Annotated in this window: 18 protein-coding genes; 7 read left to right on the top strand and 11 right to left on the bottom strand. The window is 69.6% G+C overall.

What is annotated here, in order from left to right; translation table 11 throughout:
* Positions 1–50: 50 nt before the first annotated feature.
* From JWQ05_RS00395 to urtA, 8 genes are all read right to left on the bottom strand, one after another.
* On the bottom strand, positions 51–374 hold the full coding sequence (locus tag JWQ05_RS00395; protein ID WP_299652778.1) for a zinc ribbon domain-containing protein: 324 nt from the start codon (positions 372–374) through the stop codon (positions 51–53).
* A 135-nt stretch (positions 375–509) separates the two neighbouring features.
* Complete coding sequence (gene fmdA / locus JWQ05_RS00390; RefSeq protein ID WP_299652775.1) at positions 510–1739, bottom strand: formamidase; 1230 nt, start codon at positions 1737–1739, stop codon at positions 510–512.
* Between the two features lie 139 nt (positions 1740–1878).
* A complete protein-coding gene (locus JWQ05_RS00385) occupies positions 1879–2895 on the bottom strand; it encodes an alpha/beta fold hydrolase (RefSeq protein ID WP_299652772.1) in 1017 nt (338 codons plus the stop codon).
* A gap of 11 nt (positions 2896–2906) precedes the next feature.
* Positions 2907–3596: an urea ABC transporter ATP-binding subunit UrtE gene (gene urtE, locus JWQ05_RS00380; protein ID WP_299652806.1), complete on the bottom strand. Its 690-nt coding sequence runs from the start codon at positions 3594–3596 to the stop codon at positions 2907–2909.
* Positions 3597–3670: 74 nt separating this feature from the next.
* Complete coding sequence (urtD, locus tag JWQ05_RS00375; protein WP_299652769.1) at positions 3671–4456, bottom strand: urea ABC transporter ATP-binding protein UrtD; 786 nt, start codon at positions 4454–4456, stop codon at positions 3671–3673.
* Positions 4457–4464: 8 nt separating this feature from the next.
* Positions 4465–5616, bottom strand: coding sequence for an urea ABC transporter permease subunit UrtC (urtC, locus tag JWQ05_RS00370; RefSeq protein ID WP_299652766.1), 1152 nt, complete (start codon positions 5614–5616; stop codon positions 4465–4467).
* Positions 5617–5630: 14 nt separating this feature from the next.
* Positions 5631–6557: an urea ABC transporter permease subunit UrtB gene (urtB, locus tag JWQ05_RS00365; protein WP_299652763.1), complete on the bottom strand. Its 927-nt coding sequence runs from the start codon at positions 6555–6557 to the stop codon at positions 5631–5633.
* Between the two features lie 129 nt (positions 6558–6686).
* A complete protein-coding gene (gene urtA / locus JWQ05_RS00360) occupies positions 6687–7946 on the bottom strand; it encodes an urea ABC transporter substrate-binding protein (RefSeq protein WP_299652761.1) in 1260 nt (419 codons plus the stop codon).
* Positions 7947–8268: 322 nt separating this feature from the next.
* Between urtA and JWQ05_RS00355 the strand changes: the two genes are divergently transcribed.
* The 4 genes from JWQ05_RS00355 to JWQ05_RS00340 all read left to right on the top strand — a co-directional run bounded on the left by JWQ05_RS00355 (position 8269) and on the right by JWQ05_RS00340 (position 13300).
* On the top strand, positions 8269–11697 hold the full coding sequence (locus JWQ05_RS00355) for an ATP-binding protein (protein ID WP_299652758.1): 3429 nt from the start codon (positions 8269–8271) through the stop codon (positions 11695–11697).
* A complete protein-coding gene (locus tag JWQ05_RS00350) occupies positions 11690–12598 on the top strand; it encodes a response regulator transcription factor (RefSeq protein ID WP_299652755.1) in 909 nt (302 codons plus the stop codon). Before JWQ05_RS00355 ends, JWQ05_RS00350 begins: the two co-directional genes overlap by 8 nt.
* A 141-nt stretch (positions 12599–12739) precedes the next feature.
* Positions 12740–13009 carry a hypothetical protein gene (locus JWQ05_RS00345; protein ID WP_299652752.1) on the top strand — a complete coding sequence of 90 codons (270 nt, stop codon included), beginning with the start codon at positions 12740–12742 and terminating at the stop codon, positions 13007–13009.
* Between the two features lie 111 nt (positions 13010–13120).
* Complete coding sequence (locus JWQ05_RS00340; RefSeq protein ID WP_299652750.1) at positions 13121–13300, top strand: hypothetical protein; 180 nt, start codon at positions 13121–13123, stop codon at positions 13298–13300.
* 12 nt (positions 13301–13312) lie between these two features.
* Here the strand turns inward: JWQ05_RS00340 and JWQ05_RS00335 are convergent, their stop codons facing one another.
* Entirely contained in the window at positions 13313–14782 is a 1470-nt protein-coding gene (locus JWQ05_RS00335) for a PAS domain-containing methyl-accepting chemotaxis protein (RefSeq protein ID WP_299652747.1), read from the bottom strand.
* A 301-nt stretch (positions 14783–15083) separates the two neighbouring features.
* Between JWQ05_RS00335 and JWQ05_RS00330 the strand changes: the two genes are divergently transcribed.
* The 3 genes from JWQ05_RS00330 to JWQ05_RS00320 all read left to right on the top strand — a co-directional run bounded on the left by JWQ05_RS00330 (position 15084) and on the right by JWQ05_RS00320 (position 18621).
* The gene (locus JWQ05_RS00330; protein ID WP_299652744.1) at positions 15084–16346 is read left to right on the top strand and encodes an L-dopachrome tautomerase-related protein; all 1263 of its coding nucleotides are present in this window, start codon (positions 15084–15086) and stop codon (positions 16344–16346) included.
* Positions 16347–16443: 97 nt separating this feature from the next.
* Positions 16444–17409 carry an SMP-30/gluconolactonase/LRE family protein gene (locus JWQ05_RS00325; protein ID WP_299652741.1) on the top strand — a complete coding sequence of 322 codons (966 nt, stop codon included), beginning with the start codon at positions 16444–16446 and terminating at the stop codon, positions 17407–17409.
* A gap of 36 nt (positions 17410–17445) precedes the next feature.
* A complete protein-coding gene (locus tag JWQ05_RS00320; protein WP_299652738.1) occupies positions 17446–18621 on the top strand; it encodes an L-dopachrome tautomerase-related protein in 1176 nt (391 codons plus the stop codon).
* A gap of 4 nt (positions 18622–18625) precedes the next feature.
* Here JWQ05_RS00320 and ccmB read toward each other — a convergent pair whose 3' ends face one another.
* Together ccmB and ccmA are read right to left on the bottom strand one after the other, a co-directional pair.
* Positions 18626–19294, bottom strand: coding sequence for a heme exporter protein CcmB (gene ccmB / locus JWQ05_RS00315; protein ID WP_299652735.1), 669 nt, complete (start codon positions 19292–19294; stop codon positions 18626–18628).
* On the bottom strand, positions 19291–19903 hold a 613-nt coding region (gene ccmA / locus JWQ05_RS00310), incomplete at its 5' end, for a heme ABC exporter ATP-binding protein CcmA (RefSeq protein WP_299652732.1). The genes ccmA and ccmB, both read right to left, overlap by 4 nt.

Genomic DNA, 19903 nt, shown 5'->3' with positions numbered 1-19903 from the left:
GCAGATCTGCTGCCGGGTAATACTTTGCAATTGGGATGCCAGTGCTGAAATCAGTGGCTGATCATCCAGGGACGCGCCGAGGGAAAGCTTTTGACGGCGTTACCGGCCTGGGTCTTGGTCTTGGACGCGCCGCTGCAGCAGCCGCAGCCGGCGCCGTGCCCGGAGACCCTGCGGGGGGCGTGGCGGCTGCGCTCGTTGGTGGCGTGCGCCTTGCGCAGGCCGGGATCCATCCCGGCGAGGTTCGGCGCGGTGAGGAAGGCGCGCCCGCAGGCGGTGCCGCATTCCGGGCAATCGTGGGGATCGCGGAACTGCGCCATCGGCCGCAGGACCGTGAAGGGGCCGCAGGTCTCGCAGGCGTAATCGTAGACGGGCATGGGGGCCTCTCGCTGTGGCGTTCCGCCGGGATCGCGCATCGGGACCGGCCCCCATGGGGCCGGTCCCGGTCTCAGGCGTGGATCATGGCGGGACCCTAATGGTCCCGCCCCGGTCTCAGGTGTGGAGAACGGCGCTCACAGGTCCGGCGAGAGCGGCATCTGGATCGAGCCGTCGAGGAACTTCGTCGGCCCGTCCGCCCCCGGGTTGATGTCGAACTCGAAGATCTTGGTGGGAATCCACAGGGTCGCGCAGGCGTTGGGGATGTCGACGACGCCCGAGATGTGGCCCTGGACCGGGGCGGTGCCGAGGATCGAGTAGGCCTGCGCGCCCGAATACCCGAACTTCTTCAGGTACTCGATGGCGTTGAGGCAGGCCTGGCGATAGGCCACCGTGACGTCGAGGTAATGCTGCTTGCCGTACTCGTCGACGGAGATGCCCTCGAAGATCAGGTGATCGTCGAATTTGGGCGTGACGGGCGACGGCTTGAAGATCGGGTTCTTGATCCCGTACTTTGCCATGCCGTCCTTGATCAGGCTGACCTTGAGGTGGACCCAGCCCGCCATCTCGATGGCGCCGCAGAAGGTGATCTCGCCGTCGCCCTGGCTGAAATGCAGGTCGCCCATGGAGAGGCCCGCGCCCGGCACGTAGACGGGGAAGTAGATCTTCGAGCCGCGCGACAGGTCCTTGATGTCGCAATTGCCGCCGTGCTCGCGCCCCGGCACCGTGCGGGCACCCGTGGCCGCCGCCTTGTCCTTCGCCTCGCCCTTGAGCCGGCCCATGTGGGCGGTCGGGCCGAAGGGGAGGGTGGCGAGCGCCGGCACCCGGCCCGGATCGGTGTCGAAGAGGGCTTTCTCCCGGGTGTTCCAGGTCTCAAGCATCTTCGGGTCGGGCAGGCAGCCGATCAGGCCCGGATGGATCAGGCCGGGAAAGCGCACGCCGGGGATGTGGCGGGACTTGGTGAACATGCCCTCGAAGTCCCAGATCGACTTCTGGGCCTGGGGGAAGTGCTCGTCGAGGAAGCCGCCGCCGTTCTTCTTGGAGAAGAAGCCGTTGAAGCCCCACTGGCTCTCGGGCTTGGCGCCGATGTCGAGGAGGTCGACCACGAGGAGGTCGCCGGGCTCGGCGCCGTCGACGCCGATGGGACCGGAGAGGAAATGGACGATGGAGAGGTCGATGTCGCGCACGTCGTCGGCGGAATCGTTGTTCTTGATGAAGCCGCCGGTCCAGTCGTAGGTCTCGACGATGAAGTCGTCGCCGGGCTTGACCATCGCCACCATGGGGATGTCGGGGTGCCAGCGATTGTGCACCATGTCGTTGTCGTAGGCCGACTGGGTGAGATCGACCTTGATCAGGGTCTCTGCCATCGTCACGTGCTCCCTTCCCTCATGTCAGGACTTGCCCAGGATCGCGGGCGTGCGTCCCCGTTCGCGCGGGCGGTGAGATCCGCCCGCGGGTGAGTGTGCGGGTCCTCGCCGGGGGGCAGGCCGCCCGGCCGAGGCTCCGTCAGCTTGCGAGCAGCTCCTTGAGGGCCGCGTCGAGTGTGGCGATGTCGTCGGGGCTGGTGCCCGGCCCGCCCGCGAAGTGGCCCCACCAGGTCTCGATGACGCGCAATTCCGCGTTCGGCATCGCGTCCGCCTCGATGGCGTTGTCCTCGGGGGGAAAATACAGGTCGGTGGAGGCGGGCATCAGGATCGCCTTGGCGCGGATGGCGCCCAGCGCCGCCTTGAAGTCGCCCTGGAAGCGCTCATTGGCGCTGATGTCGCCGTTCTGCCAGGTCCACAGCATCGCCAGCAGGTCGTTGGCGTCGCGGGTGTAGAACAGCCCTTCCCAGAAGCCGACGAGGAAGTCCTCCAGCGAAGCGTAGCCCATATGGGTCCGGTCCGCCTCGATCCGGTAGAACGTCTGCGAAAGGCCCCAGCCGGCATAGACCCGGCCGAAGGCGCGCAGGCCCCGGTTCGGCGGGCTCGTGTACCAGCCCTCCGCGTAGGCCGCGTCCGCCTGAAGCGCGGCCTTGGCGCCTTCGAGAAAGACGAAGTTGTGCCGCGAGCACTTGGCCGAGCCCTGAAACGGCAAGATGCGGGGCACCATGTCGGGGTAGAGCGCGCCCCAATGGTAGGTCTGCAGCGCGCCCATCGACCAGCCGGTGACGAGGACGAGCGTCTCGATGCCGAAATGCTCGGTGACGAGGCGGTGCTGCGCCGTGACGTTGTCGTAGGCCGTGACGTTGGGAAATCTCGGCCCGTTCCAGGGAGCGGGCGTGTTGCTCGGCGAGGACGAGAGCCCGTTGCCGAACATGTTCGGGATAATGATGAAGTACCGATCCGGGTCGAGGGCCTTGCCCGGGCCGATCAACCACATGTTCTCGGTGTGCTGGCCCGAATACCAGGTCGGGTAGACGATGGCGTTGTCCCGGGCGGCATTCAGCGTGCCGAAGGTCTTGTAGGCGAGCTTGGCGGCGCGCAGAGTCTTGCCGCACTGGAGGACGAAGTCGCCGAGTTCGAAGATCTCGTAATCGACCATGCCGGGCTCCATCAGACCGAGAGGAAGCGCGCGACCTGGGCTTCGTCGATGTCGGCGCGCAGGGACTCGTGCACGATGTGGCCGTTCTCGATGACCAGCACCCGGTCGGCGACGTCGAGGGCGAAGCTCAGGACCTGCTCGGAGACCACGATGGACAGGCCGCGCTCGTCCCGGATCTTCTTCAGGGTCCGGCCCATCTCGCGGATGATGGAGGGCTGGATGCCCTCGGTGGGCTCGTCGAGGAGCAGCACCTTCGGCCGGCTCGCCAGAGCGCGGGCGATGGCGAGCTGCTGCTGCTGGCCGCCCGAGAGGTTGCCGCCGCGCCGGCCCTTCATCTCGAGCAGCACCGGGAACATCGTGTAGAGGTCCTGGGGCACCCGGCGCTCGTTGGTGACGGTGAGCCCCGTCTCGATGTTCTCCTGCACGGTCATGGCGGAGAAGATCATGCGGCCCTGCGGCACGTAGGCGAGGCCCTGCGCCACGCGCTGGTGGCTCTTGAGGCCGCCGACCTCCGTGCCTTCGACCCGGATCGTGCCGGATTTCACCGGCACGATGCCCATCAGGGTCTTCATCAGGGTGGTCTTGCCCATGCCGTTGCGGCCCATCACGGCGACGATTTCGCCGGGGGCCACCGCGATGTCGAGGCCGTGCAGGACCTCGCTCTGGCCATAGGCCGCGTGCAGGTCGCTGATCGCCAGCATGGGCTGGACGCCGCCCAGGCGATGGGGCGCTGGCGCGGAGGCGGGCGTGGTCTGGAGCATGGCGCCGTTCCCTCTCAGTGGCCGAGATAGACTTCGATGACCTTCGGGTCGTTCTTGACCCGCTCCATCGAGCCCTCCGACAGGACCTTGCCCTGGTGGAGCACGGTGACCCGGTGGGCGATGTCCTCGACGAATTTCATGTCGTGCTCGATGACGAGCACCGAGCGGCCGACGATGATCTGGTTGAGGAGTTCGGCGGTCTTGATGCGCTCGCCGACGCTCATCCCGGCCACCGGCTCGTCGAGCATGAGAAGTTCGGGGTCCTGGATCAGCAGCATGCCGATCTCCAGCCACTGCTTCTGGCCGTGGCTGAGGAACTCGGCCCGCTCCAGCAGCTGGTCCTTCAGGAAGATCATCTGGGCGACCTCCTCGATGCGGTCGCGCACCTGCGCATCCCGCTTGAAGGTCAGCGCCCCGAAGACCGAGCGGCCGCGCGGGTAGGAGATCTCCAGGTTCTCGAACACCGTGAGGTCGTCGTAGATCGACGGCGTCTGGAATTTCCGCCCGACGCCGGCCTGCACGATGGCGCTTTCGGAAAGCTTGGTGAGTTCCTGGCCCTTGTACTTGATCGAGCCGGCGCTGGCCTTGGTGCGCCCGCAGATGAGATCCAGCACCGTGGTCTTGCCGGCGCCGTTGGGGCCGATGATGACCCGGATCTCGTTGGGGTCGACGTAGAACGAGACGTCGTTGACCGCCTTGAAGCCGTCGAAGGAGACGGTGAGGGATTCCACCGCCAGCAGGAAGTTCTTCTCGGCCGGATCGGCGCCGATGACGTGCGAGGGCAGGATGGCGGCGTTCATCGGTGATCCTATTCGGCCGCGTGGGGCAGGGCGACGGCGGGCGCGGGCTCCAGGGCCTTCACGCGCCGGGTCAGGCGGGGCTCCACGTAGGTGCGGTAGATGCCCGCGAGACCGTTGGGGAAGGCCAGGACCACGGCGATGAACAGGGCGCCGAGGCCGAACAGCCAGAGCTCGGGGAAGCTCTCCGAGAAGCTGGTCTTGGCCCAGTTGACGAGCAGCGTGCCCCAGACGGCGCCGAACAGGGACAGGCGGCCGCCGACGGCGGCGTAGATCACCATCTCGATGGAGGGCACGATGCCGACGAAGGACGGCGACATGAACCCGACCTGCAGAGTGAACATCGCGCCGCCGATGGCGGCGAACACGGCGGCCAGGCAGAACGCGAAGGTCTTGAAGCTCGCGACCTGGTAGCCCGAGAAGCGGACCCGGTCCTCCTTGTCGCGCATGGCGAGGAGGATGCGCCCGAGCTTCGAGCGCTTCACGTACTGGGCGAACAGGATGCACGCGACGAGCAGGCCGCCGTTGACGAAGTAGAGGATGTTGTGGGCGCGGTCCGTGCGGATGTCCCAGCCGTGCAGGGTGCGCAGGTCCGTGATGCCGTTGATGCCGCCGGTATAGCCCTGCTGGCCGACGATGAGGATCGTCAGGATGGCGGCGATGGCCTGGGTGATGATGGCGAAGTAGGTGCCGCCGACGCGCCGCCGGAACATCGCGCTGCCGATGACGAAGGCGAAGAAGGCCGGCACCACCACGACCGCGATCAGGGTGAAGGGCAGGCTGGTGAACGGCTTCCAGAACCAGGGCAGTTCGGTGATCTGGTTCCAGTCCATGAAGTCGGGGATGCCCGGCGTCGACTGGATCTTCGTGTTCTCGACGCTGGAGGCCTCGAGCTTCAGGTACATGGCCATCAGATAGCCGCCCAGCCCGAAGAACACGCCCTGGCCGAGCGACAGGATGCCGCCGAAGCCCCAGCAGATGACGAGGCCGAGCGCCACGAAGGAGTAGGTCAGGTACTTGCCGACGAGGTTGAGCCGGAAGGCGTCGAGCAGCATCGGCAGCACGAGGAAGATCACGGCGGCCAGGAGCGCGAGGCTCACCCACTCCATGGGCTTCATGAAGGGGTTGTCGTGGACGGTCGAAGAGGATTTCGGGCTGATCATCGTGAAAAAGCTCCTCAGCGCCGGACCTTGAGGGTGAAGAGACCCTGCGGCCGCAGCATCAGGATGCCGACGACGGCCAGCAGCGTGATGACCTTGGCGGTGGAGCCCGACAGGAAGAATTCGAGGGTCGACTGGGTCTGCGAGATCGAGAAGGCCGAGGCGATGGTGCCGAGCAGCGAGGCGGCGCCGCCGAAGACCACGATCAGGAAGGTGTCGACGATGTAGAGCTGGCCCGAGGTCGGCCCCGTGGAGCCCACCATGGTGAAGGCCGAGCCCGCGATGCCGGCGATGCCGCAGCCGAGGCCGAAGGTGAGGCGGTCGACCTTCTCGGTGTCGATGCCCACCGCCCCGGCCATCGGCCGGTTCTGGACCACGGCGCGGACCTGCGCGCCGAAGCGCGAGCGGTACATCAGCAGCGCGACGCCGACGGTGATCAGCGTGGTCACGCCCATGACGAACATGCCGTTGATCGGGATCTCGATGGTGTCGGTGACCTGCACCGAGCCGATCAGCCAGGCGGGGAGCTCGACGCCGACCTCGCGGGGTCCGAAGATCGTCCGGTAGGCCTGCTGCAGGATCAGCGAGAGGCCCCAGGTCGCCAGCAGGGTGTCGAGCGGGCGCTTGTAGAGGTGGCGGATCAGCGCCCATTCCACCAGCATGCCGAGCGCCCCGGAGGCCAGGAAGGCCAGCGCCATGGCGACGAAGAAGTAGGCGGGGAACAGGGCCGGCAGGTAGGTCTGGAAGAAGCCCGAGCACAGGTAGGTCATGTAGGCGCCGAGGATCATGAACTCCCCGTGGGCCATGTTGATCACGCCCATTTGGCCGAAGATGATGGCGAGCCCCAGCGCCATCAGGGTGTAGACCGAGAACAGGATCAGCCCGGCGAAGCCCTGCATGACGAAGATCGAGCTGAGATCCGTGAGCGAATAATCGCCGAGCATGTGTCTGAACTCCGGATGGTGCCGCGAAGGCTTTGCAAGCATCGGGCCGATCGAGGCTGGCCGCAGCCCACCCAAAAAGCATCGCGACCGGCCCCTCTCCTCGGAGGAGAGGGGCCGGCGTAGGCCCGCCTACTGGTAGCCCTTCGGGAAGGGGTTCGGCTCGATGAGCTCGGGGCTCTCGTAGACCACCTCGAACTGGCCCGAGGGCAGGGCCTTGGCGACGCGGGTCTTCGACCAGAGGTGATGGTTGGGGTGGATCTTGACGTAGCCCTCCGGGGCCTCCTTGAACTCGATGCCGGCGGAGGCCGCCGCCACCTTGTCGACGTCGAAGGAGCCGGCCTTCTCCACCGCCATCTTCCACAGGAAGGGCCCGAGATAGGCCGCCTGGGTCACGTCGCCGATGACGGTCTTCTCGCCCCACATCTTGTGGAAGGCGGCCACGAACTTCTCGTTGTTGGCGTTCTTCAGGGACTGAAAGTACTTCATGCAGGAATAGGCGCCCGCGATGTTGTCGCCGCCGATGCCGTCGATCTCGTCTTCCGTCACCGAGATCGTCAGCAGGGTCTGCTTCGAGAGGTCGATGCCGGCGGCCTTGAGCTGCTTGTAGAACGCCACGTTCGAGCCGCCGACCACGTCGGTGAAGATCACGTCCGGCTTGGTGAGTTTCAGCTTGTTGATCACCGAGTTGAACTGGGTGTGGCCGAGCGGGAAATATTCCTCGCCGACGACCTTGGTCTTCAGCACGTTCTCGATGTGCTTGCGGGCGATCTTGTTGGAGGTGCGCGGCCAGATGTAGTCCGAGCCGATGAAGAAGAACGTCTTGGCGCCCTTCTCCTTGGCGACCCAGTTCAGCGATTCGAGGATCTGCTGCGTGGCTTCCTGGCCGGTATAGATGACGTTCTTGGACTGCTCCAGGCCCTCGTAGAAGGTCGGATAGTACAGGAGGCCGTTATACTGCTCGAAGACCGGCAGCGCGGCCTTGCGGGAGGCGGAGGTCCAGCAGCCCATCACGGCGGCGCAATGGTCGTTGACGAGGAGCTTCTTGGCCTTCTCCGCGAAGGTCGGCCAGTCGGAGGCGCCGTCCTCCTGGATCACCTTGATCTTGCGGCCGAGCACGCCGCCGGCCTCGTTGATCTGCGAGATCGCGAGCTTTTCCGCCTGGATCGAACCGGTCTCGGAGATCGCCATGGTGCCGGTGGCCGAGTGCAGGATGCCGACCGTGACCTCGGTGTCCGTCACCGCGAGTCCGGTGGTGTTCACCGTCGCCGTCGCCGGCCCCGCCGCGAAGCTCATGCGCGGCATCAGCGCGATCGCCGGGACGCCGGCGAGACCCATGAGAAGCCTGCGCCGCAGCGCCGATTGCAGGCCGTTGCCCTTGTCCTCTGCCATCGTGCCTTGAACCCCTGGTCGTCGTCGCACGGCCGATGGGATGGCCGCGGATCGATGACGCAAAGGCTAGGCCGTATGCTGCGATGCGGTCGATACGCTGTTTTGCGTATGTCGGAGCCCCGCGCCGGGGCCCATGTTCCCGGACCGTCTGCGAACACGACGCCGGGGCCGCCCCACGGGTGGCTCTGCGAAAACGCTTGCCGGGCATGGACTTTGCTAGGCCGGAACCGGCTGTCCGCAACGCCCTCGGCCGAGCCGGGATGCCGCGCGCTTCCCCACGCGGCGTGATACCGTCCGCGCCGACCCCGCCGCGCCGAACCCGATGTCCGAGCACCAGCGTATCCTGCCGATCCGGCGCGACTACAACCGCCTCGTGGCCGACGAGACGCTGGAGGACTATGCCCTGCGCTTCACCGCCAAGAAGGCGCGGCGCTGGTCGGGATTCCGCGTGGCGCAGACGGCGCTCGGCTCGCTTTCCTTCCTGGCGCTGGAGGCGATCGGCGGAACCCTGGTGCTCACCGTCGGCTTCACCAACACGCTGGCCGCCCTCCTGGTGGTCGGCGCGATCATCTTCGCCACCGCGACGCCGATCAGCCTCTACGCCGCCCGCTACGGCGTCGACATCGACCTCCTAACCAGGGGTGCGGGCTTCGGCTACATCGGCTCGACGGTGACCTCGCTGATCTACGCGAGCTTCACCTTCCTGTTCCTGGCGATCGAGGCCGCCATCATGGCGCTGGCGCTGGAACTCTGCTTCGGGCTGCCGCCGAGCCTCGGCTACCTCGTCAGCGCGCTCGCGGTGATCCCGCTCGTGATCTACGGGATTACGCTGATCAGCCGCTTCCAGCTCTGGACGCAGCCGGTCTGGATCGTCCTCAACCTCCTGCCGCTCGCCTGCATCGCCTGGGCGGGCGGCGCGCCGGTGGCGGAGTGGCTCACCTATCCGGGGGCCGAGGGCGCCGGCGGCTTCGATCTCGCGAAGTTCGGCCTCGCCACCGGCATCCTGCTGGCGCTGCTGGCGCAGGTCGGCGAGCAGGTGGATTTCCTGCGATTCGTGCCCGCCCTGGAGCCCGGCCGCGCGGGGCGCTGGTGGGCGGCGGTGCTGGGCGCCGGGGGCGGCTGGATCCTGCCCGGCATGCTCAAGATCCTGCTCGGCTCGTTCCTGGCCGTGCTGGCGCTGGCGCACGGCGTGCCCGCCGAGCACGCCGCCGAGCCGACGCGGATGTACGCGGTGGCCTTCGGCTACGTGGTGCCCCCGGGCACCGGCGCGGTGGCGCTGATGACGCTGTTCGTCGTCGTCTCGCAGCTGAAGATCAACGTCACCAACGCCTATGCGGGCTCCATCGCCTGGTCGAACTTCTTTTCGCGCCTCACCCACAGCCATCCGGGCCGCGTGGTCTGGCTCGTCTTCAACGTCGCCATCGCGCTGCTGCTGATGGAACTGGGCATCGACAAGACCATCGTCAGCACGCTCTCGCTCTACGCCGTGGTGGTCTCGGCCTGGGTGGGCGCGCTGGCGGCGGACCTCGCCATCAACAAGCCGCTGGGCCTGTCGCCGCCCGGCATCGAATTCAAGCGGGCGCATCTCTACGCCATCAATCCCGTGGGCACCGGCGCGATGGCGCTGGCGATCCTGACCGGGTTCGTGGCGCATGCGGGCTGGGTGGGGGCGCTCGCCGTGCCCTTCGCGCCAATGCTGGCGCTGGCCGTGGCGTTCACGGGCGCGCCCGCCATCGCCTGGGCGACGAGCGGCCGCTACTACCTCGCCCGGACCCCGAAGACCGACTGGCACGGCGCGTCCGAGATCACCTGCCGGGTCTGCGAGCACCCGTTCGAGCCCGAGGACATGGCCCAATGCCCCGCCTATGCGGGGCCGATCTGCTCGCTCTGCTGCTCCCTCGACGCCCGCTGCGGCGACCTCTGCAAGCCGCACGGGCGCCTGGAGGCGCAGGCGCAGGCGGTCCTGTCCCGCGTGGCGCCGGCCCGCACCGCCGCCTGGATCGGCGCGCCGCTCGGGCGCTACCTCGCGCTGATGACGACCCTGGTGGCGGCGGTCGCGCTCATCCTCGGCATCGTGCATGCGGGCGCCAGCGCCGAGCACCCCGAGCACCGGGCGGTGCTGGGGGCGGCCCTCACCAGCGTGTTCCTGATCCTCATCGTCATCCTGGGCATCGTCGCCTGGCTCTTCGTGCTCGCCCAGGAGAGCCGCCGGGTCGCCCTGGAGGAGACGGCGCGCCAGACCGGGCTCTACCAGGCCGAGATCGAGGCCCATAAGGTCACCGACGCCAAGCTGCAGCAGGCCAAGGAGATCGCGGAAGCCGCCAACCTCGCCAAGAGCCGCTACGTCGTCGGCATCAGCCACGAATTGCGCACGCCCCTCAACGCCGTGCTCGGCTACGCGCAGCTGCTCGAGGGCGACCCCAGCATCCCGGCCCCGCGCCAGAACGGCATCCGGGTGATCCGGCGCTCGGCCCAGCACCTGTCGGGCCTGATCGACGGGCTCCTCGACATCTCGCGCATGGAGGCGGGGCGGCTCCAGATCCACCGCAACGAGATCCGGCTCGCCGACTTCCTCGACCAGATCGTCGACATGATCCGGCTCCAGGCGGAGGGCGCCGCCCTCGACTTCCGCTTCACCCGGCCCGAGACCCTGCCATTGGTGGTCGCCACCGACGAGAAGCGCCTGCGCCAGATCCTGCTCAACCTCCTCTCGAACGCCATCAAGTTCACGCCCCAGGGCCATGTCGCCCTCGACCTGACCTATCGCAGCCAGATCGCGGTCTTCACGATCCGCGACACCGGCCTCGGCATCCGCGCGGACGATCTCCAGCGCATCTTCGAGCCCTTCGAGCGCGGCTCCATGGCCGCCGCCCGCTCGACGCCGGGCACGGGCCTCGGGCTCACCATCGCGCAGCTCCTGGCGCAGGTGATGGGCGGCGAGATCACCGTGGAGAGCGAGGTCGGGCGCGGCACCAGCTTCCGCCTGCGCCTGATGCTGGCTTCCGTGGCGCGCCCCAAACCCGTGCTGGCGGCGCCGGCCGGCGCGCCGGCGCGGGTCTATGCGGGCGCCCGCCGCACGATCCTGGTGGCCGACGACGATGCCGCCCATCGCGGCCTGATGCGCGACATCCTCGAACCGCTCGGCCTCGTGGTGCTGGAGGCCGGCGACGGCCCTGCCTGCCTCGATCTCGCCGCCGCGCATCCCCCCGACCTGTTCCTCCTCGACATCTCCATGCCGGGCATGAGCGGCTGGGCCCTGGCCAAGGCCCTGCGGGCGGCCGGCCACACGGCCCGCATCGCCATGATGTCGGCCAACGTGCACGAGATCAGCCCGGTGCGGGGCGACGACGCCCCCCACGACGCGATCATCGCCAAGCCCTTCGACCTGCGCGACTTCCTGGAATGCGTCACCGGGCTGCTCGGCCTCGACTGGACGGCCCAGGACAGCACCGTTCCGGCGCCCGCCGCGCCGGCGGCCTCGCCGGAGCCGCGCGCCGGGGACGTGGCGGACCTGCTGCGCCTCGTGCGCATCGGCCACGTGCGCGGGATCGAAGCCCGGCTCGCCGAGATGGACGCCAAGACCGACGCGCCCACCGCCTTCGTCGCGCGGATGCGGGCACTCACGGAGGCCTTCGACCTCCGGAGCGCCCGCACGCTTTTGGAGAATCTGCACGATTCGCAGCACCCGCACGACGCGCACGAGCGGGTCTCGCAAGAGCAGGTCTCGCAAGAGCAGGTCTCGGATGTCTGAGGCGCAGCGCGACCTCGTCCTCGTCGTCGACGATTCCCCCGAGACCCTGAGCTTCCTCACCGAGGCGATCGAGCGCTCCGGCGCCACCGTGCTGGTGGCGGTGGCGGGCGACCTCGCCTTGGCGCTGGTGGACGAGATCACCCCCGACGTGATCCTCCTCGATGCGGTGATGCCCGGCATGGACGGCTTCGAGACCTGCCGCCGGCTCAAGGCGAAGGGCCACCTCGCCGATGTCCCCGTGATCTTCATGACCGGCCTGTCGGAGACCGAGCACATCGTGAAGGGCCTGGAGGCCGGCGGCGTCGACTACGTGACGAAGCCCATCGCCCCCGACGAGATCCTGGCCCGCATCCGGGTGCACCTGGCGAGCGCCCGGGCGGCCCAGAGCGCGCGGGCGGCGCTGGACACCACCGGCCGCACCCTCTTCGCCGTTGACCGCGCGGGGGCGGTCCGTTGGTGCACGCCCCAGGCCGCGCGCCTGCTCGGGGGCTTCACCGAGGCCGGCGCCCCCTTGAGCCTGCCGCCCCAGGGCGCCGCCTGGCTGCGCGGCTGCCTCGCGGGTTCGGGGGCCGCCCCCCTGACGCTCCCCGACCGCTCGGGCACGCCCCACAGCTTGAGCTTCATCGGCGGCACCGGCGACGAGATCCTGCTGCGGCTCGCGCGCGACGGCACGCAGGCCGGGCTCGAACGCCTGCGCCTGCGCCTGCGCGTCACCGGCCGCGAGGCGGAGGTGCTGCTCTGGCTCTCGCGCGGCAAGTCGAGCCGCGACATCGGCGAGATCCTGGGCCTCAGCCCCCGCACGGTGATGAAGCACCTGGAGGGCATCTACGAGAAGCTCGGTGTGGAGAACCGCACGGCCGCATCGGTGATCGCCGCGCGCCACCTTCAGGATCTCGACTGACAGAAACTGGACCAGGGGGCGGGCGCCGACACCGGCCACGATGTCGCGTCAGGACCGGAGCCGGGGGTCCGTACGGATTCGGACAGCAACAAGTGTTAAGTTTTTCCGATTGGCGTGCCGGGTAGCAATCGGGAGGCCGCCTTGGCACGCTATTTCTTCGATTTCTACGATGGCGAGATGCGGCGCGACACGGAGGGCACCGAATGCGCCGGGCCCGAGGAGGTCCGCCGGGAAGCGATGCACACGCTTCCCGCCATCGCCAAGCAGATGATCCCCGCGGGAAGCGACGCCCAGGCCTTCCTGCTCCTGGTGCGCAACGAGGCGAACGTCACCGTCTACACCGCGACCTTGACCTTCGCGGGCCTCTGGCTCGGCGAGACCGTGCCTCCGACGGAGGCGCCGTCCCTTTGATCCCGCGCGGCCGGCACCGGGCGGCACGGGACGGAATAAATCTGCCGCCGGCCCTCGCTTTGGCGTGCCGGCACCCGATCTATCCTGCAGGATCGGACGGGGAGTTGCGCGATGGGCTGGATGACATGGTTGGTCGGCCGCTGCGTGGACCTCACGGAGCGGGTCGTGCCGGGTCTCGAGCGGCGCGAGCCGGGACGGGGCGCGGGGACGCCCGCCCCGCGCGGCCGGGTGCGCGGCTCGGCCTCGGAACCCTCGGTGATGCCGCCCGGCGCGACATCGCGGGCGGAGTAGGGGCGGGGCCTCTCAGGCCAGCGCGCGGGCGGCGGCGCTGACCTTGCGCACCGAACCGTCGACGTCGCTGGCGGCGAGCGCGATCCCGTCCATGTTCTGGCGGACCAGCTCCACGCTCTGAGCGGCGGTCTGCATGTTCACCGACATGTCGCGGGTCACCGCCGCCTGCTCGGTCACCGCCGAGGAGACGCTGAGCGAGATCTCGCTGAGCTGCGCGATGGTCCGGGCGATGGCCTCGATGGCATTGACCGCCTGGCTGGTGGAATTCTGCACCGCCGCGATCTGCGTGCCGATCTCCTCGGTGGCCCGCGACGACTGGTTGGCCAGCGCCTTCACCTCAGCCGCGACCACCGCGAAGCCTCGGCCCGCCTCGCCCGCGCGCGCCGCCTCGATGGTGGCGTTCAGCGCCAGCAGGTTGGTCTGGTCGGCGATGGAGCGGATGACCGAGACCACCTCGCCGATCTTGTCGGCGGCCGATGTCAGGCCCGCGACGATGCCGCCGGCCTCCTCGGCCCGGATCACGGCCTCGTCGGAGGCGGCTTTCGCCTCGACGGCGTGGCGGCTCAACTCCTCGATGGAGGCCGAGAACTCCTCGGCCCCGGCGGCCACCGCCTGGACGTTGCCGGAGGTCCGGGCGGCCGCCTCGGCGGTGGCGGTCGCCTGATGGCTGACGTCGGCGATGGAGCCCGTGATGCCGCCGAGATCCCGGTCGATGGCCCGCTGTCCCTCGGCGCGTCGCATCCGGTCCGCCACCTGGGCGGTCACGTCGCTGGCGAACTTGACCACGGCGATCGGCTTGCCGTCGAGGCCGAGCACGGGATTGTAGGCCCCGTAGATCCAGACCTCGCGGCCGCCCTTGGCCAGGCGGCGGAACTCGCCCGCCTGGTATTCGCCGTTGCCGAGCGCCTTCCAGAACGCCGCGTAGGCCGGGCTGTCCCGGTCGGCGGGCGCCATGAACTGGCTGTGGTGCCGGCCCTTGATCTCGTCGAGGCGGTAGCCGAGGGCGGCCAGGAAGTTCGGGTTCGCGTCGGTGACGATGCCGTCCGGCGTGAAGTGGATCACCGCCTGCGAGCGGTTGATCGCCGCGATCTCGCCCTCGTAGGCCGCGTTGCGCAGGGTCTGCGCGGTGATGTCGGTGGCGAACTTGACGACCTTGATCGGCGTGCCGCGCCGATCGAGGATCGGGTTGTACGAGGCCTGGATCCAGACGGTGCGCCCGTCCTTGGCGACCCGGCGGAAGTCCCGGGCCTGGAACTCACCCCGGCGCAGGCTCTCCCAGAACTGCCGGTAGGCGACCGAGTCGCGCTCCTCGGGGGGAACGAACAGGCCGTGCGGCCGGCCGCGCACCTCATCGAGCGAGTATCCGACGAGATCGAGGAAGATCTTGTTCGCGTCGCGAACGGTTCCGTCCATTGCGAACTCGATGCGGCCTTGAGACCGGTCGAGTGCGTCCAGTGTGGCACGAAGACCTGATCCCAACATGTCTTGATCTCTTACTCGGCGGGAGAGGTTCGCAAAGCCTCGAATTCGGCCTGGCGTGAATTGAAATCTTTTTACCTTATAATTGTGAAGGTCCGCTTAATACCAATAACGCGCCGTGTTTCTCCGTCGAAGTCTTGCCTCGTGATTGATCAGCGACGCCGCGGATCGCGGACAGGCTCGACCCTCCGCCCGGCGTCGCGCTCGGAATGAGGATCGGGATCGGCGGTGAACCTTGGCCGCCCCCTCGCGCGTTAGGCCGTCAACCAGCCCCGCAGCGACGAGCCCCGGAAAGAGTATGCCGATGACACGCGCCCCATCCGCTTCGCCGACGATCCGTTCCGCCCCATCGTCCCGTGCCCGCCTCGGGACGGCGACCTGCCTCGCCGCGCTTCTCGCCGGCCCCGTCCTCGCGCCGGGCGCCGCCCGGGCGCAGACCGCGCCCTCCGCCCCGAGTGCAGCGGCGAACGCCACCCTGACCAAGGTCGCGAGCTTCGAGCATCAGGTGACGGGGGTCACCGTCTCGAAGGACGGGCGGATCTTCGTCAACTTTCCGCGATGGACCGAGGACACCGAGGTCTCGGTGGCCGAGCTGAAGGACGGCAAGCTGGTGCCGTTCCCGGATGCGGGCTGGAATTCCTGGCGCAACGCGAAGAAGGACGAGGTCTCGGCCAAGGACCACTGGGTCTGCGTCCAGAGCGTGGTCGCGTCTCCCAACGGAAATCTCTGGGTCCTCGACCCGGCGGCGCCCGCCATGGCGGCCCTGGTGCCGAACGGCCCGAAGCTCGTCGAGATCGACCTGAAGACGAACCAGCCCACCCGCACCATCGCCTTCGACGAGAGCGTGGCGCCGCAGGGCTCCTACCTCAACGACGTGCGCTTCTCCCCCGACGGCAAGACCGCCTACCTCACCGATTCGGGGGCCAGGGGCGCCCTGGTGGTGGTCAACCTCGACAGCGGGCAGGCGCACCGGGTGCTCGACGGTGATCCCTCCACGCAGCCCGACAAGAGCGTGACCGTGAACTACGACGGCAAACCCCTGCGCCGGCCCGACGGGCGCGGCGTCGAGTTCGCCGCCGACGGCATCGCCCTCTCGCCCGACGGCAAGACGCTCTACTGGCAGGCGATCAAGGGCAAGACCCTCTACAGCCTGCCCACCGAGACGCTGGCCGGCAGCATCACCACGGCGCTGATGCCGACGGCGCTCGCCGACAAGAGCGTCGCCGGCCGCATCGAGACCGTGGGCGAGAACGGCCCGGCCGATGGCCTGATCATCGCCCGCAAGGACGGCCGGATGTACGTGACCTCGCCGCAGGACGACGCGATCAAGGTCCGCGACCTTTCGGCCAAGGGGAACGTGCTCGCGACCGTGGTGCAGGACAAGCGGCTGCGCTGGCCCGACACCTTCGCGGAGGGGCCGGACGGCACCCTCTACGTCACCACCTCGCACATCCAGGATTCGGCCTTCTACAAGCCCGACGCGCCGGCGGCGCTGCCGACCGAGTTGTGGAGCTTCAAGCCCGCCCCGGTGGAGGCCACCGGCTCGACGGCGCCCGCCGCACGCTGAGGTCCCGCACGCCGCCCACCCGGGCGGCGTGGTCCCCCTCGACCCGATCGTCCGAGGTTCAATGCCGACTTTGCCACGACGCGCGCTGCAACGCCGCATGTTCCTCGGCGGCGCCCTCGCGGGCCTCGCCCTCTCGGCGTCCCGCGCCTCGGCGGCGCCCACCTTGCGCGCCGACGACCCGCGCTTCGGCGACGTGGTCGAGCCCGGCACGCCCTTGCGCACCCTCTATGCGGGCGGGCGCTGGTGCGAGGGGCTGTGCTACGCGGCGCATCTCGGCGGCCTGATCGTCAGCGACGTCCGGGCCAACCGGATGGTGCGCATCGCCGACGACGGCGCCGTCGGCGTGTTCCGCGATCCCTCGAACAACGCCAACGGCAACACCCTCGACGCCGAGGGGCGTCTGATCACCTGCGAACATCGCGGCCGGCGGGTGGTGCGGCGCGAGCCGGACGGGCGCCTCACCGTGCTGGCCGATTCCTACGAGGGACATCCGCTCAATTCCCCCAACGACGCGGCCCTGGCACCCGACGGCGCGATCTGGTTCACCGACCCGGTTTTCGGCATCACCATGCCGGACGAGGGCCTGATGGCGCCGCCGGAGCAGCCGGCGCGTCGGGTCTACCGGATCGACCCCGCCTCGGGCCGGGTCGAGGGCATGACCGACGCGGTGGGCCAGCCCAACGGCATCGCCTTCAGCCCGGACGGCACGCAGCTCTACGTCAGCGACACCAGCGCGGCCCTGAAGAACCCGGAGGGCGCCCGCGCGATCCTGGCCTTTCCGGTCCGCGAGGGACGCCGCCTCGCCCCGGCCCGCATCTTCGCCACCCTGGAGGCCGGCGTCCCGGATGGCCTCGCGGTGGATGCCGACGGCCGGGTCTACGCCGCCTGCTTCGACGGTGTGCGCGTCCATGCCCCGGACGGCACCCGGCTCGGGCGGATCGCCACGGCGACCGACGCCGCCAACATCGCTTTGGGCGGCCCGGACGGGCGGCGCCTGTTCATCGGGGCGGGCGCGGTCGTCCACGCCATCGACCTCAAGGTGCGCGGCCCCGCGCGGGGCTGACCGCCCGTTCTCCCTCGCCAGAACCGGATTTCCCCCATGACGCTCGCCCGCCGTGACCTCCTCGCCGCCGGCCTCACCGGGGCGGCCACCCTCTCGCTCGGGACGAAGGCCGAGGCGGCTTCGTCGGACGCCCGAATCGCCACGCACCAGGGGGCGCAGGGCCTGGAACTCGCCTTTACGGCGAACGCGCCCTCCACGCCCACGGGCCTCGCCATTTCGCGGAGCGGGCGGCGCTTCGTCATGATGCCGCGCTTCGACGCCAAGGTGCCCTACACGCTCGGCGAGGTGCTACCCGGCGGCGAGGTCCGGCCCTATCCGGATCTGCCCACCAACCAGCCGGATCCGGACAGGCCGCAGGCCCACCTGTTCCACGTGCCGAACGGCGTCTTCGACCGCGACGACACCCTGTGGTGCCTCGATGCCGGCCTGCCCGACGGCGCCGGCCCGCCGGTGAAGGGCGGCGCCAAGCTGGTGCAGATCGACCTCGCGCAGAACCGCATCCGCCGCGTGGTGCCGCTGGAGGCCGGCATTACCCCGACCTCGTCCTTGAACGACCTGCGCGTGGACATCCGGGACGGCTACGCCCGGGCCTATGTCACCGACCAGGGCCAGGCGGGGGAGGGCGCGATCCTGGCCGTCGACCTCGACACCGGCCGGGTGGTGCGGCGGCTCGCCGGCCACGCCAGCACGGCCTCGCAGAAGGGGCTGCTCAAGCTCGTGGAGGACCGCGCCGTCCTGCAGCGCAAGGGCGAGGGCCCGGCGCGCCCCGTGCAGGGCGGCGCCAACGGGATCGCGCTGAGCCCCGACGGCCGGCGCCTCTACTACGCACCCCTGATCGGGCGCCATCTCTACGCCGTCGAGACCGCGGCCCTCCTCGACCCCGAGACCAGCGATGCCGGGGTGGCGGCCGGCGTCACGGATCTCGGCGAGAAGGGCATGACGGGCGGCCTCGCCACCGATTCCGAGGACCGGGTCTACCTCGCCCTGCAGGAATTCAACGCGGTGGGCCGGCGCGATCCCGACGGCAGCGTGACGATCCTCGCCTCCGACCCGCGCCTGATCTGGGCCGACACGTTCTGGATCACGCCGGACCGCTGGCTGCACATCTCGGCCGCGCAGGTGAACCGGCGCCCGGAATTCAACGGTGGCCAGGACCGTCAGGAGCCGCCCTATGCCATCCTGCGGATGAAGATCGACGCCGACCCGGTTTGATCCGCTACTCGGACCAGCGCAGGGCCGCGGCGGCGGCGAGCGTGCCGACCACGCCCGCGATCAGGCTGAGCGCGCAGAGGATGGCGAGCGGCGTGGTGAAGGGCACCGTGCCGCCGAGCGCCGCCTCGCTCGCCGAGACGCCGAAGATCAGCGTCGGGATCATCAGGGGCAGCACCACCACGGCGAGGATGAGCCCGCCGCGCCGGATCGAGGCGGTGAGCGCGGCCCCCACCGCGCCCACGAAGGTCAGCGCCGGGGTGCCGACGAGGAGCGTCAGGGCGGTGGCCGCCATGGCCCGGCCGTCGAGGGCGACGAGGAGCCCGAACAGCGGCGAGGCCAGTGCCAGGGGCAGGCCCGTGGTGAGCCAGTGGGCCAGGACCTTGGCGAGCACCACCCCCTCCAGGGGCACCGGCGCCCCCGTCATCAGGTCGAGGGAGCCGTCCTCCTCGTCGGCCTGGAACAGCCGGTCGAGGCCGATCAGGGTGGAGAGCACGGCGGCCAGCCACAGGATGGCCGGGCCGATCCGCGACAGCAGGTTGAGGTCAGGCCCGAGGGCGAACGGCACCAGGGCGACGATCATCAGGAAGAACACGAGCGACAGCGCGCCCGAGCCGCCGACGCGGGCGGCGAGCGCGAGGTCGCGGGCGACGAGGGCTTTCAGGGCGCGGGTCACCACCAGACCTCCTCCGCCGGGGCGCTCGCGGCGATGCCCGGAGCCGGAGACACGGCCGCCTCGATCCGCAATTCCTGCGCGTCCTCCAGCCCGAGGGCCTGGTGGGTCGCCGCGATGACGAGGCCGCCTTGCGCCCGGTGCCGCGCCATCATGCCGGCGAGCACGCCCTGCGAGGCCGTGTCGAGGGCCGCCGTCGGCTCGTCCAGGAGCCAGAGGGGCCGCCGGCAGACGAGGAGCCGGGCCAGGGCCACGCGCCGCCGCTGACCGGCGGAGAGATAGGCCACCGGCAGCCGCAGGGCGTGGCCTAGGCCGAGTTCCTCCAGGGCCGCGCGCGGGGTCGCGGTCGGCGCCCCGAGGAGGTCGCGCGCGAAGGCGAGGTTCTCTTCCGCCGTCAGCGGGCTCTTCAGGCCGTCGCGATGCCCGACCACGTGCAGGCACTCGGGCAGCGTCGCCTCGCCGACCTCCGAGGCCGTGACTGTCCCGGCCTCGGGCTTCAGGCGGCCCGCCAGGACCGCGAGCAGCGTCGACTTGCCGGCCCCGTTGCGCCCGGTGAACATCAGCGCCGCGCCCGGCCCGAGGGCGAAGGAGAGGTCGGAGAAGATGCGGCGG

Origin of the sequence: Methylobacterium sp. (assembly GCF_028290105.1) — a bacterium.
GTDB lineage: Bacteria > Pseudomonadota > Alphaproteobacteria > Rhizobiales > Beijerinckiaceae > Methylobacterium.
Note: the sequence above shows the minus strand (reverse complement) of the source record. Positions and strands in the feature narration are given on the sequence as shown.

Excerpts from the sequence above, each read along its gene's own strand:
- JWQ05_RS00395 (WP_299652778.1), bottom strand. The coding sequence starts at position 374 with ATGCCCGTCTACGATTACGCCTGCGAGACCTGCGGCCCCTTCACGGTC.
- JWQ05_RS00320 (WP_299652738.1), top strand. The coding sequence starts at position 17,446 with ATGACGCTCGCCCGCCGTGACCTCCTCGCCGCCGGCCTCACCGGGGCG.
- JWQ05_RS00340 (WP_299652750.1), top strand. The coding sequence starts at position 13,121 with ATGGGCTGGATGACATGGTTGGTCGGCCGCTGCGTGGACCTCACGGAG.
- JWQ05_RS00385 (WP_299652772.1), bottom strand. The coding sequence starts at position 2,895 with ATGGTCGATTACGAGATCTTCGAACTCGGCGACTTCGTCCTCCAGTGC.
- JWQ05_RS00350 (WP_299652755.1), top strand. The coding sequence starts at position 11,690 with ATGTCTGAGGCGCAGCGCGACCTCGTCCTCGTCGTCGACGATTCCCCC.
- JWQ05_RS00325 (WP_299652741.1), top strand. The coding sequence starts at position 16,444 with ATGTTCCTCGGCGGCGCCCTCGCGGGCCTCGCCCTCTCGGCGTCCCGC.
- JWQ05_RS00330 (WP_299652744.1), top strand. The coding sequence starts at position 15,084 with ATGACACGCGCCCCATCCGCTTCGCCGACGATCCGTTCCGCCCCATCG.
- urtC (WP_299652766.1), bottom strand. The coding sequence starts at position 5,616 with ATGATCAGCCCGAAATCCTCTTCGACCGTCCACGACAACCCCTTCATG.
- urtD (WP_299652769.1), bottom strand. The coding sequence starts at position 4,456 with ATGAACGCCGCCATCCTGCCCTCGCACGTCATCGGCGCCGATCCGGCC.
- JWQ05_RS00335 (WP_299652747.1), bottom strand. The coding sequence starts at position 14,782 with ATGTTGGGATCAGGTCTTCGTGCCACACTGGACGCACTCGACCGGTCT.
- JWQ05_RS00355 (WP_299652758.1), top strand. The coding sequence starts at position 8,269 with ATGTCCGAGCACCAGCGTATCCTGCCGATCCGGCGCGACTACAACCGC.
- urtA (WP_299652761.1), bottom strand. The coding sequence starts at position 7,946 with ATGGCAGAGGACAAGGGCAACGGCCTGCAATCGGCGCTGCGGCGCAGG.
- fmdA (WP_299652775.1), bottom strand. The coding sequence starts at position 1,739 with ATGGCAGAGACCCTGATCAAGGTCGATCTCACCCAGTCGGCCTACGAC.
- urtE (WP_299652806.1), bottom strand. The coding sequence starts at position 3,596 with ATGCTGGCGATCAGCGACCTGCACGCGGCCTATGGCCAGAGCGAGGTC.
- urtB (WP_299652763.1), bottom strand. The coding sequence starts at position 6,557 with ATGCTCGGCGATTATTCGCTCACGGATCTCAGCTCGATCTTCGTCATG.